At 30.9% G+C, this 13,829-nt stretch carries 15 protein-coding genes; 8 read left to right on the top strand and 7 right to left on the bottom strand.

Going from position 1 to position 13,829, the window contains the following annotated elements:
• The first annotated feature begins 13 nt into the window (after positions 1–13).
• The 3 genes from VP90_RS02430 to dctP all read left to right on the top strand — a co-directional run bounded on the left by VP90_RS02430 (position 14) and on the right by dctP (position 3,038).
• On the top strand, positions 14–610 hold the full coding sequence (locus tag VP90_RS02430; protein WP_262589487.1) for a TRAP transporter small permease: 597 nt from the start codon (positions 14–16) through the stop codon (positions 608–610).
• Positions 610–1,899, top strand: coding sequence for a TRAP transporter large permease (locus tag VP90_RS02425; protein WP_262589485.1), 1,290 nt, complete (start codon positions 610–612; stop codon positions 1,897–1,899). The genes VP90_RS02430 and VP90_RS02425 overlap by 1 nt, the downstream gene beginning before the upstream one ends.
• A gap of 86 nt (positions 1,900–1,985) precedes the next feature.
• Positions 1,986–3,038, top strand: coding sequence for a TRAP transporter substrate-binding protein DctP (gene dctP, locus VP90_RS02420; protein ID WP_262589484.1), 1,053 nt, complete (start codon positions 1,986–1,988; stop codon positions 3,036–3,038).
• A 40-nt stretch (positions 3,039–3,078) separates the two neighbouring features.
• Here the strand turns inward: dctP and VP90_RS02415 are convergent, their stop codons facing one another.
• On the bottom strand, positions 3,079–3,549 hold the full coding sequence (locus tag VP90_RS02415) for a tetratricopeptide repeat protein (protein ID WP_262589483.1): 471 nt from the start codon (positions 3,547–3,549) through the stop codon (positions 3,079–3,081).
• A 105-nt stretch (positions 3,550–3,654) separates the two neighbouring features.
• On the opposite strand from VP90_RS02415, the gene VP90_RS02410 reads away from it, so the two are divergent.
• Positions 3,655–4,887, top strand: coding sequence for a cytochrome-c peroxidase (locus tag VP90_RS02410; protein ID WP_262589482.1), 1,233 nt, complete (start codon positions 3,655–3,657; stop codon positions 4,885–4,887).
• A 31-nt stretch (positions 4,888–4,918) separates the two neighbouring features.
• A complete protein-coding gene (locus VP90_RS02405) occupies positions 4,919–6,001 on the top strand; it encodes a Gfo/Idh/MocA family protein (protein ID WP_262589481.1) in 1,083 nt (360 codons plus the stop codon).
• On the opposite strand, the gene VP90_RS02400 is transcribed toward VP90_RS02405, so the two are convergent.
• Genes VP90_RS02400 through VP90_RS02380 form a run of 5 tightly spaced genes read right to left on the bottom strand, consistent with a single transcriptional unit; the run spans position 5,994 to position 10,715 of the window.
• Complete coding sequence (locus VP90_RS02400) at positions 5,994–6,917, bottom strand: hydroxyacid dehydrogenase (protein WP_262589480.1); 924 nt, start codon at positions 6,915–6,917, stop codon at positions 5,994–5,996. The two genes, VP90_RS02405 and VP90_RS02400, sit on opposite strands and share 8 nt — an antisense overlap.
• Before the next feature lie 37 nt (positions 6,918–6,954).
• Complete coding sequence (locus VP90_RS02395; RefSeq protein ID WP_262589479.1) at positions 6,955–7,875, bottom strand: DMT family transporter; 921 nt, start codon at positions 7,873–7,875, stop codon at positions 6,955–6,957.
• Positions 7,876–7,886: 11 nt separating this feature from the next.
• The gene (locus tag VP90_RS02390; protein WP_262589478.1) at positions 7,887–8,870 is read right to left on the bottom strand and encodes a phytanoyl-CoA dioxygenase family protein; all 984 of its coding nucleotides are present in this window, start codon (positions 8,868–8,870) and stop codon (positions 7,887–7,889) included.
• Between the two features lie 31 nt (positions 8,871–8,901).
• A complete protein-coding gene (locus tag VP90_RS02385; RefSeq protein ID WP_262589477.1) occupies positions 8,902–9,771 on the bottom strand; it encodes a 2OG-Fe(II) oxygenase in 870 nt (289 codons plus the stop codon).
• Positions 9,771–10,715 (bottom strand): ketopantoate reductase family protein, encoded by a 945-nt coding sequence (locus VP90_RS02380; RefSeq protein WP_262589476.1) that lies wholly within the window; start codon positions 10,713–10,715, stop codon positions 9,771–9,773. The genes VP90_RS02385 and VP90_RS02380 overlap by 1 nt, the downstream gene beginning before the upstream one ends.
• 87 nt (positions 10,716–10,802) lie before the next feature.
• Between VP90_RS02380 and VP90_RS02375 the strand changes: the two genes are divergently transcribed.
• From VP90_RS02375 to VP90_RS02365, 3 genes are read left to right on the top strand one after another with little or no spacing between them, the layout of a single operon-like run.
• Positions 10,803–11,780: a DUF1907 domain-containing protein gene (locus VP90_RS02375; RefSeq protein WP_262589475.1), complete on the top strand. Its 978-nt coding sequence runs from the start codon at positions 10,803–10,805 to the stop codon at positions 11,778–11,780.
• A gap of 28 nt (positions 11,781–11,808) precedes the next feature.
• Positions 11,809–12,222, top strand: a complete 414-nt coding sequence (locus tag VP90_RS02370) for a MarR family transcriptional regulator (RefSeq protein ID WP_262589473.1) — start codon at positions 11,809–11,811, stop codon at positions 12,220–12,222.
• Positions 12,222–13,037, top strand: coding sequence for a 3-methyl-2-oxobutanoate hydroxymethyltransferase (locus VP90_RS02365; RefSeq protein WP_262589472.1), 816 nt, complete (start codon positions 12,222–12,224; stop codon positions 13,035–13,037). Before VP90_RS02370 ends, VP90_RS02365 begins: the two co-directional genes overlap by 1 nt.
• Here VP90_RS02365 and VP90_RS02360 read toward each other — a convergent pair.
• Positions 13,034–13,828 (bottom strand): HpcH/HpaI aldolase family protein, encoded by a 795-nt coding sequence (locus VP90_RS02360; RefSeq protein WP_262589470.1) that lies wholly within the window; start codon positions 13,826–13,828, stop codon positions 13,034–13,036. The two genes, VP90_RS02365 and VP90_RS02360, sit on opposite strands and share 4 nt — an antisense overlap.
• Position 13,829: the final 1 nt, after the last annotated feature.

The raw sequence follows: 13,829 nt of genomic DNA, 5'->3' as shown, positions 1-13,829 counted from the left end.
AATAAATTTAGTTGTGAATTTAACTATAAAAACTCTACTTTATATTTTTAACTTTCTTGAAAAGATAAATACTTTTTTTCTAAGAATTGGAAGACAATTTGCGTGGATCGCAATTTTTTTAATGGTTGTCGTAATTATGATTCAGGTTTTTTTTAGATATGTTCTCAACAACGCATTACCTTGGCCTGATGAAGTTGCGAGATTTTTAATGCTATGGATGACAGGGTTAATTGCTCCTTCAGCTTATAGATGGGGTGGTTTTGTCTCAATTGATATGCTGGAAAGATTTTTACCTAAAATCATATCAACTTTTTTAACTTTATTTTTATTGATCATATCTTTATTTGTTTTGATCATTGGACTTGAATTAGGTTTGAAACACATTAATGCTGGATGGATATTTAATTCAGCTTCAATCAAAATTCCATTTAATTTAATCGGTGGCAAAGCAGAGCCAATAAAATTAGCCTGGATGTATATGTCTTTACCTGTTGGAATTGTTTTTTTGATTTCAGTAAACATAGAGTTAATTTTAAGAAATTTTTTAAGTAATTTTACAAAATTAGAATTTCCTGAAGATTTAGATAAACAAAAATTGGAGACACAATAATGTTAATTTGGTTTCTCCCTTTATTTTTATTATTTTTGTTAATTGGATTACCAGTATTTTTTGGATTGTTGGCTGCTCCTGGAATTTTACTTTGGCTGAATGATCAATCTAGAGATGGAGCAATGCTCTATAGAAATATTTACAATGGTATTGATAGTTTTCCTTTAATGGCAATTCCTTTTTTTATGTTAGCTGGTGAGCTAATGAATAGGGGAGGAATTACTCAAAGATTAGTAGAATTTAGCCAGGCGATGATGGGGCATTTAAAAGGTGGTTTGGCACATGTTAACGTCCTAACTTCAATGCTTTTCGCTGGCCTATCTGGATCTGCAGTTGCAGATACTTCTGCAATTGGTTCGATGTTAATTCCTGCAATGGAGAAGCAAGGGTATACTAAAAAATTTTCAGCAGCAATTACAGCAGCGAGTTCAGTAATTGGTCCAATTATTCCACCTTCGGGAATAATGATTATTTATGCATACGTTATGGGAGAGAGCGTAGCTGCCTTATTCCTAGCAGGTATTATTCCTGGAATTTTAGTTGGTGTTAGTTTGATGGTTACAATCAAGTTTATGGCTAAAAAATATAATTTTCCTGCCGTAACAAAAAAAACAACATGGAGACAAAGAGGAAAAGCTTCTTTGAAAGCTTTTTTTCCATTAATGACTCCTGTTATAATTCTAGGAGGTATACTTGGAGGAATTTTTACTCCAACTGAAGCATCTGCAGTTGCAGCTGCTTATGCAATGTTTATTGGTTTATTTGTTTTAAAATCTTTAGAGTGGAAAGACGTACCAAAGGTTATGACAAAAGCTGCAATGGTTTCATCTGTAGTATTACTTTTGGTTGGTGCTGCAATGGCTTTTAAAACAGTTGTTAGCTTATCTCATGCACCAGAATATCTTGCTGAATTTGTTTTGGGATTAACTGATAATCCTTACATTTTATTATTTCTAATTAATATTTTACTATTTGTTGTTGGAATGTTTTTAGATGCAGGTCCTGCAATAATAATTTTAGGACCAATACTAGGACCAGTGTTTGTAGAATTAGGTGTACATCCAGTTCATTTTGCAATTATTATGTCAGTTAATTTAACTGTTGGTTTAGCAACACCACCAATGGGTTTAGTTTTATTTGTTGCATCCTCAGTTTCTGGTGAAAGAGTTGAAACTATATCAAAAGCAATATTGCCATTTTTAGCAGTAGAAGCAATTGTAATATTTTTAATTACTTACTTCCCGTCAATCTCAATGACCATTCCTTTACTTACGGGTTTTGCAAAATAATTTTAATTTTTAGATAATAGACACAGAGGTTCAATTTAGGTATAGTTTTTATACTTAAATATATATTTAAAGAGAGGGAAAAAATAATGAGTAAAATAATTAAATCATTCTTTTCATTATTATTCTTAATTAGTTTTACAGCTTCTGTTTCAGCTGCTGATTACAATTTAAGAATGACAATGAACTCTAATGATCAAGATGAAGACTATGATGGTGCAGTAGTATTTAAAAACTATGTAGAAGCAGCATCAAATGGAAAAATATCTGTAGAACTTTTCGTAGGTACACAGTTATGTTCTAAAGGAGCAGAATGTTTACAAGGTGTTTCTGATGGAAGCATCGACGTTTACATTTCTACTTCTGGAGGAGCAGCTGGTGTATTCCCATATGTTCAAGTTTTAGATTTACCATATCTAATGGCAGACGACAGAATTGCTGAAGATGTTATGCAAGGTGATTTTGTAAGAACTATGAGACAAATGGCTCTTAAAGATTCAGGCGATACAATAAGATTAATGACTATCGGAAACACTGGTGGTTGGAGAAATTTTGCTAACACTAAAAGAAGAGTTGCAGAACCATCTGACATGAAAGGTCTAAAAATCAGAACTGTTGTAGCTGACTTACCTCAAGAGCTTGTAAGAGCTTTAGGTGCATCACCAACTCCTATTCCATGGCCAGAATTATTTACATCTTTTCAAACAGGTGTAGTTGAAGGTTCTAAAAATGGAATAACTGACATTATGAACATGAAGTTTCCAGATGCAGGTCTAAAATATGTTACCTTAGACGGTCATGCATACATGGGAGCACTTTGGTGGATGAACAATGCAAAATATCAATCTATGCCAAAAGAACTTAAGAAAGTTATTACGGATGGATTTTATGCATTGCAACAAGCAACATTTGCATCACCAAAAAGAAAATCAATCAAAGCATATGAAGACTTTGTAGCAGGCGGTGGAGATTTATATGTTCCAACTCCAGCACAAAAAGCTAGCTTCAAAAAAGCTGCTAGTCCAGTTTATGATTGGTTTAAGTCAAATGTTAAAGGTGGAGGACAAATCTTTGACGCTTTAACAAGTGCAGTTGCTGATGCTGAGAAAAAAGCATCAAGTGCATACGACAAAGACTTATAATCTTAATTTAATGATGGGGCGGATTTAATTATTCGCCTCATTACCTAAACGGATAAATCCAAGCTTTGTAATCTTTAATAAGTATATGCGCTTTTTCAATTTGTTCAGGAGTCATTTTTTTAACAACTTCTTCTTGAGAAATCGCAGCATCAGGATCGCCTCCAATAGCAGACAAACCATACCACATGTAAGCTCTAACAAGATCAGGGGCAGGAAGTCCTCTACCGATTTCATAATACCACCCAACACCCGATTGAGCACCGGGATGACCTTTCATCGAAGATCTAAGATACCATTCAAAAGCTCTAACATCGTCTTGCTCAACTCCAAGACCCATTGCATACATTATTCCAATAAGTTCTTCAGCATCAGCGTTTCCAGATCGAGCAGCTGGCATCAGTTCTTCCATAGCTTCTTGAAATTTTCCAGCTTCCATCAAGTCTCTAGCATTTTCAATTTCTGCAAAAACTATAGATGGAATAAAAAAAATTATAAAAAAGTATCTCAACATTTAAAAATATTAATATTTATAATTCCATTTTTAATTTCAGCAAACAAAACATATTCAATTGAATTACCAAAACCTTTAACAAGTAATGATTTTCATAAAGTTGATATGGAAAAGGTTAAAATAGGAAGACTTTTATTTCATGATAAAATTTTATCTGCCAATCGTAATATTGCTTGTGCAACTTGTCATAGCCATGATCTAGGAGGGTCTGATGGACTTTCATTAGGAATTGGTGAAGGTGGACACGGTATTGGATTAGAAAGAACAGCTGGATCAGGGGATGATAAAATCAAAAAACGTATTCCAAGAAACGCTTTGGCATTATGGAATTTAGGATTTAAAGATATTACAACACTACTTCACGATGGTAGAGTGACCAAATCTGATATATTTGGAAATGGTTTTAATACTCCAGCACAAGAACTGCTTCCAAAAGGTCTTGATAATATAGTGGCGGTACAAGCTTTATTTCCAATGACAAGACAATTCGAAATGGCTGGCAATCCAGGTGAAAATGAAATTATAGGATTGGTTTCAAAAGTTGGTAAAGACAGCATGAGAATTGATAGAGTCTGGCCAGTAATTGCTCATAGAATAAGAGGAGTTCCTGAATATGTTGAGATGTTTAAACATGCATTTGATGATGTGGATAATGCTTTAGACATAAATATTACACATATAGTAAACTCAATTGCAGCTTTTGAAATTCATGAATGGACATCTTTTGACTCTCCATTTGATGAATATTTAAACGGAAATAAATCAGCTTTAAATTCAAATCAGATTGCAGGTATGAATTTATTCTATGGCAAAGCTAATTGTAGTTCATGTCATTCAGGGTCTTTATTGTCTGATCAAAAATTTCATTCAATAGGTATTCCACAATTTGGACCGGGCAGAACCAGACCTTTCGATCCTTATGCACGTGATGTTGGAAGAATGGTTGAAACAGATGATGTGGATGACATGTATAAATTTAAAACACCTGCGCTAAGAAATGTTTCTTTAACTGCACCTTATGGTCATAATGGTGCTTATCCAACACTTAAGGGCATAATTAAACATCATTTAAATCCAGTTACTATGAATAAAAATTGGAAACCTCAATATGCAAATTTACCAAAGGCTCCGTGGTTAGAAAAAATAGATTTTGTGACTTTTTCTGACAAAAGAGAACAGGATAGAATTATTTCAAGTGTAGATATCAAGCCAATAAATTTAAGTGAAAAAGAAATTGATCAATTAGTCTCTTTTTTACAATCTCTAACTGGAAAAAGTGGAAATCAAAGACCACTCGGTAAACCAGAAAAAGTACCAAGTGGATTAACAATTGATTAAATTTATTTAATTAAACTGATAGATAATAAATATGGAAAAAATTAAATATGGAATAATTGGAGCTGGCACGATGGCTCGAGAACATATTTTAAATTTATCTTTGATAGACGAAGCTGAAGTAGTTGCTCTTTCAGATCCTCACGAAGAGTCTTTGAAACAGTGCCAAGAACTCCTCAAAAAGGAAGTTGTTTGCTTTAAAAATCATCAAGATTTGATTAAAGAAAATTTAGTCGATGTATATATAATCTCATCTCCTAATTTTACTCATATTCAAATTTTAAAAGATGTAATTCAAACTGAGAAACACATATTGGTTGAAAAACCTTTGTGTACTAAGACAAAAGATTGTTTAGAAATAGAAAAACTTACTAAAGATTACCCATCAGTATTTTGGACTGCAATGGAATACAGGTACATGCCTCCTGTTTCAAAATTTATTAAAGAAATTCACAACAAAACAATTGGTGACCTAAAAACATTAACAATAAGAGAACACAGGTTTCCTTTTTTAAAAAAAGTAAATGATTGGAACAGATTTGAAAAAAATACTGGAGGAACTTTAGTTGAAAAGTGCTGTCATTTTTTTGATTTGATGCGTTTTATTGTTAAGAGTGAGCCAGTAAGTGTTTATGCGAGTGGGGGACAAGATGTAAATCATTTAGATGAGGAATATGATGGGAAAAAACCAGATATTATTGATAATGCTTACGTAATTATTAATTTTGAGAACGGCTCAAGAAGTATGCTTGAGCTTTGTATGTTTGCTGAAAATTCTGAAATGCAAGAAGAGTTAACCGCAACAGGAAATATCGGTAAAATTGAAACTTCAGTTCCTTCAAACGAGTCTGGAAAAACTACTTCTGATGTAAGAATTGGTATGAGAGATGGAAAAATTAAACAAGAAAGTATTAGTGTAGATCCAAAAATACTTGAAGCAGGACATCATCATGGTTCAACTTATTATGAACATTTAGCCTTTATAAATGCAGTAAAAAATAAATTAAAGCCAGAGGTATCTTTGAAAGATGGATTAATTGCAGTTGCTGTTGGAGAAGCTGCTGAGACATCAATTAAACTTGGAAGAGTAGTAAAGCTAAACGAGATAATTACTTAAAAAAATCGATTGCCTTTTTCACTATAAAATTACTAACTCTAATATTTGACTCTGTAGTAACACCTGAAATATGAGGAGTTAAAATACAATTCATTTCAGATGTGATTCTTTCGTATAAATCATTTTTAATAGGTTCATTTTCAAACACATCTAATGCAAATCCTGAAATTAGATTTTGATCATAAGCATCTATAAGATCATTCTCATTTACAACACTACCTCTTGAGGTATTGATTATAATTGGATGTTTTTGCATTTTAGAGAATGAAGACTTATTGATTAAATTTTTAGTCTCTTCTGTTAATGGTAAATGTAAAGAAATAATATCTGCATTTTTAAATACATCTTCTAATGTAGATAATTTATAATTTTTTTCATTATCTTCTAATTTTTTAATATAAGGATCATAAGCCAAAACATTCAGTCTATTTTTCAAACTATAGTCAGCAACTTTTCTGCCGATGGTACCAAAACCCACTATTCCAATAGACTTTCCATTTATTTCAGAGGATTTAATAGTTGTTCTAGGCCAATCACCTTTGATCGTTCCATTATGAAACATAGGAATTTTTTTTATCAAAGACATCGAGGATGAAATCACATACTCAGCTACAGAGTCCGCATTCATGCCAGTCGCAGGTTGTACATGAATATTTTTGGTTCTACAAAATTCAGTATCAATATTATCTAAACCAACACCCAGTCTTCCTATAAATTTTAATTTATTAGCATTAGACAAAATATCTTTGGTTACTTGAGTTTTATTTCTGACAATTAAACCATCATAATCTTTAATAATTTCTTTAAGTTCTTCTTTTTTTTCCCAAAGCTTATCATCAAATTTGATTTCAAAAGTATTATTTAGATCATCTAAACTGTCTTGATTAATAAACTCTGTTATTAATATTTTAGCCATACTTACTTATATATATTTTTAACTTAAATTGAATAACTTACTTTTTTATTGAAATCGTTGTTGGCCTTATTGAATTTGAAACAATATTTCTAGAAAGTTTTATCTCTCTTAAAACAATATAAATTCCAGCACCAATTATAAAAACATTTCCTAAATAAATATTCCAAGTAGGGATTTCATTAAAAATATAAAAACCGATCAATGCACCAATTAATAATTGAACATATTGTGTATTTGCAAATATTGAAGCAGGAAGATGACGAGCCGAGTTTATAATAAAAATCATTCCCATTCCTCTTAATAAACCTGCATTAAAATTTAAAAAAAAATCTGTTTTAGTCATTGGAATATAAAGCTCAAATGTAATCACACCTGAAATAACAATTAAAATTAACTTTCCAATTATTAAAAATGAATACACACTCTCTGATTGACCGTATTTTTTAACCAACAAATGACCTACTGAAGAAAAAACAGGTATTAATAAAGCTAATAACACATAGTTATTTATTTCTTTCCCAAAAGGATCAATTGCAATTATTGTTCCAATAAAACCTACTAATATTGCTGTATATCTTCTCCAACTTACTTTTTCTTTTAGAAAGATTACTGAACCAATTGTTAATACAAATGGTGTAAAGAAGATAATACTATACATAGTTGTAAGTGGAAGTTTATTTATACAAAGAAAAAATAATCCCATTGAAATTATTAAAGTTATTGCTCTAACTAAATGTACAAAAAAGTTTTTTGTTTTAATTTTTTTCCAGGAATTTCTAACTTGCGTGTAAAGTAAAATTGGCAGTAAAGCCGATAAAGAATTAATAAATATTATTTGTGTTACATGGTAATAATTTGTCAATTCTTTTGCTATAGAGTCCATTATAACAAATAAGGAATAGCCAAGAATTGCTAAAAAAAAGTCTACCGAGTAGACACGTGTAGTTACTGAATTCATTTATTAATTTTTTATAATAATTTTGAAAGATCTCTTTTACTATTCTTAAAGGTTGGTAAAGGATATTTAAAGGCATATTTACGTGGAATACATTTTTCTTTTGCTTTTTCCCAAAGAGCTAACCATTGTTTAAAATTCTGAATTTTGAGATTTTTTTTGTTTTTACTTCTTACATAGAAATTTGGAAGTGGATCTCTTCCAGAAGGTTGACCGGCTACATTGTATCTAAGGTCTGCACTTATTCTAAAATCATTTGATCTGTTAGGCAGAGAACAATGAATTGAATGTTTGTGTAAAAGAATTACATCTCCAACGTCTGCCTCTAAGTGAATATGTTCCATTTTATCTAGTAATTTGCTGTCTTTAATTTCTACTTGGCCCCTATAACCAGCAATATGATTTAATAATCCCATTTTATTAATTTTCTTAACAGTAATCATGCACCCATTTTTTTTTGTAGTTTTTGTAAAAGGTATCCATACAGTAACCATGTCAGTCAATTTTTGCCCTTTAGGACTGAGAACTGCAGCATCCTGATGCCAAGGTGTTCTTCCACTTAAACCGTCTAAAATTGAACCTTTTGGTAATTTTTTTTCAGGTTGTTTAATTCTAGTATTTTGTACAGGATTAGACATGATTTCTTTTCCCAAAATTTTTTCAACAACATCTAAAATATTTTTATTAGTAATTAAATTCCATAAAGATTGAGTAGCAAAGTAATCACTATCTTTCTTAACGTGATCTCTTGGCAATCTAGTATTAAAATATTGATCTAAATCATCAATTTTTAATTTCGATATATAAGAATATTTTTTTTTAAAATCTAAATTAAGAACTTTTTTTACATCCTTTTTTTTTGCAAATTTTTGGATCAAACAATCCATTACAAATTCCATGTCATTAAGGATTGGCTTTAAATCTCTTTGATAGTTAAGAACATTTTTTACTTTTAAATATCCTTGTTCAAATAATTTCTTTTGTAGATTATTTGGCATTAATAGAACCTAGTAGAAATTTTTAACAATATCAATTCTTAGGAGCAGTTGTTAAATAATTTGCATCATGAAAAGAAGTTAACATTTTTTTCTTCGTACTGATGATATGTGGATAGTAAGCTGTTCCTTTATAATTCCAAATAACTGGCTTATTGAGTGCGTAACTTCCATAAATAAAAAATCTTTTTGGACAGTTTTTTTCTATAAAACGTTTAACTCCATGATAAGAATTTGGTGTAGATTGAAAAAATACCACAGTTCCTTTCTTTGGAGTAAATGCTTTTACTATTTCTAATTCACTCATTTTTGGAAATCGCCTGAAACTTTTTCTTAAATTTTTCTTTGATTTTTTTCTATAAATTGTAAGTGATCCTCCATTTTTCTTTGGAATATCTGTTAGATAAATTAAGAAATTATACAATCTCGTAATATCATCTCTATGAGGACGCAGTCTGTATCCTCCTTTAGAAACTGAAAAATCAATATCTAAATTAACTTTTGGGTTAGTGTAATTGTTTCCTAATAATTTTTTTAATTCACTTGAATTTAATTTCTTTTTAATAGTAAATTTTTTTTGATTAAATATTTTTGGTTTGTGAGTGTTTGTCCAAGATCCATCTTTAAAATTTTTAGAAAAAAGAGTTTCAATTTTTTTATAAAATGCCTTGCTATTAAAAAGTTTGAAGAGTTTTGCAGAATTATTTGAAGATTTAATATAGTTATTAAAATTTTTTGAGCCTTTATTAATTCTGCTTCGACCACCCATTATCATGTCATCAAAAGCTTTAGATTTACTAATTTCATCAATTAATAAATTGCAAGTATTTTTCTCAACGACTTTATCTCCAACTAGTACAGGAAAATTACTTTTAATTTTTTTTAATCGATTAATTTTAAGCATTAACTATACATACCTTCTTTAACCTTGATCATTTTATACATCAGGTCATTTAAAGGTGTTTTTACTCCATGTTTTTTTCCAATTTTAGAAACAGCACCACTTATAAAATCAATTTCTGTTTTTCTTTTGTATTGAACATCAAAAGCCATTGAGGATTTGTTAGTTTGCATAGAATCTACAATTTTATTGAACATAAATAGACACTCATCCTCAGAAACATTAACTCCATCAGCAAGCGCTACTTCTCTTGTCTCTAAAATGATTTCTTTACCAAGTCCTCTTGAAACATCATTAGCCTTATTATTTACGTAAAGATCGGTGTGATGTAGATCAAAGATAGCTGAAAGAGGACCAATTGCTGTTAGAGCAAAAAGCTTCATCCATTTTCTTTTTTTAACATCTTCAGCTGCAATCATTTCTAAATTATGTGCAGTAAAAGTATCAGCTATTTCTGTAATTCTTTCTGTTATTCCTCCTTCATATTCACCAATCCATGAAGGCAATGCGCCATGGTTCATTATATGACCTGGTCCTAAAATATTAGAAGCTTGTGTTGTTGTTCCACCAATTACTTTTTCATTACCAACAATACTTTGAATTATTGCTTCATGACCAATTCCATTTTGAAAAGACATGAATACTGTTTTTTCACCAATAATATTTTTAATGCTATTTAAAGCTGGTTCTAATGCAGTAGCTTTACACATAACAATCACTGCATCCATTTTATCTAACGATGACGGATCTGAAGTAGCATTAACTTTAATTATACGATCACCACCGTGACCATCCATTTTCAAACCATCTTTATTAATTGCATCGACATGTTCTTTCCAAACGTCAATTAAAGTTACATTTAAACCTTTTTCAGCTAGCAATCCTCCAAACAGGCAGCCCATAGCACCTGCGCCTAGTACGGCTACTTTTAAATCTTTATTTATCATCGTTACCTTTTTAAAATTATTTATGTATAGAAATTATATATATTATCTATAGACAATATGCAAAATAAATTATAGCTTATTAACATCATGCAATTAAAAATAGAAAAAGGAACTTTCACAAATCATTCACTTGAAGATATAGCGAACGCATTAAAAAAAGGACTTTCGGAAAATTTTAAAAATGTTGAAGTAGAAGTTGTAGACTGTCCCAATCTTCGTGAATGGGATTGTCCATCTGAAGGGATAAGCGGCAATCAAAAAATCATTGATGTTGGTGGTGAGCCGTACATGCATGATCCTAATTTTATCGGTGCTGAATTTGATTACCAAGAAATTTCTAAAATGATTGGATCAGAAAAATCCTATGCTTTAGGTGCAGGATCTGGTGCAATGTCGTGTTTAGATGGTCACTGCGGAGAATTAGTAATTAATGAAAATTTAATTACTGATGAGTCTAGATCTATAATTGCAAGAGTAAGTCCTGATAAAAAATGTATTGTTGAAAAATATAGTGCACGAAAACACGGTGGACTTGGAAATATTTATTATACAGATGGTAAACAAGGAAAAGTAATTAAAATAAAAATCAAAGGAAGATCAGGTAATCAAGGTTCACTTCCGCAAGCAATGAGGTCTTCATTATCAAATAATTTAAATCTTAAAGAAAATGAACATGTTGCTATCGCAGGTGTGTTTAGAATTTTAGAAGGAAAAGTAAGATCGCATGTTCAACCAGATTATAAAGATATTAAACATGAATACTATGATCCAAAACAAATGAAGTGTGTAAAAGATTTTCTTCAATTTTATGAACCTGTTGGTCCAAAATTGCAGTGTTATACAGTACTTTGGACTGGAGATCCTACAGGAGGAGAATTGAATTTAAGAGAGTCTGGTGAACATACGCATTTTCATTCTTATGAACATGATAAAGATGCTGGTCATTATCATTTTGATGTAACACCAGATGAAATCGAATATGAGGGATATTTTAATACAGCTTCAGAAGTGCATAGAGTAAATAACATTTATAAAGAGCTACTAAGCAAAAATAGTATTGAATAGAAAACTTAATAAGTTTAAGTTTATTTAAATGAAAAGACAGTTTAAGTATCCAAAAAATTTTGAAGAACAGAAAAAAATTTCAAAATCAACTCAAAAAAGAATTACATTAGCTGAAATTTCACTTGGAGATTTTGAGGGAAGGTTAGCAAATGATTTATTAAATTGGTTTTCTCTGACACCTCAACATTGGATTATGCTGCACATGGTGATGCTTGCTTATTATAAAAATAAATCTATTACGAAAAATGAACTATTAAGAGTTATAGAGAAATCTTATTTAACTTCTAATGTCTATATCGATACAGCAATCAAAAAAGGTTATTTTAGAATTATTAGAAACGAAAAAGACAAAAGATCAATTTTTATTTTACCATCAGTTGTTACCATTAAGACTTTTGAAGAATTTATTGATCGTAGAGACGTTCTTTATAAAGGTATTTAATGAAGAATGTATATACATGGGCCGCAAAACCAGCCAAAAGATCAACTACAGTAGGTGATTTAATAGCAGCCAAAGGTAAAAGAAAATTTACTCAAGTCACTGCAAATACTGTTGATGAGGCTGCTGCAGCAGAAAAAGCTGGCTTTGACATGATTATTGCTAACGCTAAGAATGTTATTCCAGTTAGAGAAGGGTCAAAAAATCTTTTTTTAACTGCAGCTTTAGTTTTGAACGAATTTGTTACAGCAGATGATATTATGCGTGGAGCATTTAAAGCTTTAGAAAATGGTGCTGATGCAGTGATGACACCAAGAAGTATGGACATAGTAGAAATGCTGGCAAAAGAAGATGTGCCTGTTATGGGGCACTTAGGATTAGTTCCAAGAAAATCAACTTGGATAGGCGGACTTCGAGCAGTTGGTAAAACTGCAAACGAAGCTTATGAGTTATTTCAAAAATTTAAAAGATTAGAAGATGCAGGAGCTTTTTCTGCTGAGTGTGAAGTAATACCTGAAAATGTAATGGGAGAAATTTCTAAACGAACAGATATTGTAACTGTCTCTTTAGGATCTGGAAGAAATGCAGATGTGATGTATTTATTTATGGAAGATATTTGTGGTGATACCGAAAATCCTCCAAGACATTCTAAAGCTTATGGAAATTTATTAAAACTTAGAAATGAAATTAAGGTTGAAAGAGTTAAAGCTCTTAAAGCATTTAAAAAAGATTCTATGGCTGGAAAGTTTCCAAGTAAGAAACAATCCTCTAATTTAGATAAAAATCAGTTTGAAGAATTTTTAAATCAACTTGATTAATAAGTAGCGTCGTCGTCTTTTTTAGACAAAGAACCTTTCATCTTATCAACAGTTGCTTTAGCGCCAGCACTTAAAGCTCTTAAATCAGAAGCTATCGTAACAAAATCAAAACCTTTTTCAATCATCTTCGTTGCGTATTCTGTTGTACCATTATGAATTCCTGCAAAAATATTATTTTTCTTTGCATGTTCTAGAATTCTCAAAATTTCAGAATAAGCTTTTGTAGTTTCAGCTCGATCAAAGCCAGGTTTTTCTCCAATTGCTAAACTTAAGTCTGCAGGCCCAATATAAATACCATCAACACCTGGTGTAGACATTATCTCATCTAAATTTTCCAAAGATTCTTTAGTTTCTATCATTGCTAATTTAAGAATTTCTTCATTAGCATGATCTGCATAATCTGCACCACCATAAATTAATCCTCTAACAGGACCAAAACTTCTATAACCATCAGGTGGGTACATACAAGCTTGAACAAAATTTTCAGCTTCTTTTCTATTACTTACCATTGGACAAACAATTCCATAACAACCTGCATCTAAAATTTTCATTATTTGGCCTGGTTCATTCCAATTAACTCTAGCAAGTGGAGTGACATCTGTTGTCGAAATGGTTTGAAGCATTGGAAGAGCATTACTGTAATCAACTAATCCATGCTGCATATCTATAGTTAATGAATCCCAACCTTGATGTGCCATTGCTTCTGCAGATGCAGTACTTGGAATTGCGCACCAACCATTAATGACGGGTTTACCGTCTTTCATCATTTGTTTAATTTTATTTTTTCTCATT

This window comes from Candidatus Pelagibacter ubique HIMB140 (genome assembly GCF_025558165.1).
GTDB classification, from domain to species: Bacteria; Pseudomonadota; Alphaproteobacteria; order Pelagibacterales; family Pelagibacteraceae; genus Pelagibacter; species Pelagibacter ubique_T.
This window is presented reverse-complemented; position numbering and strand designations above follow the sequence as displayed.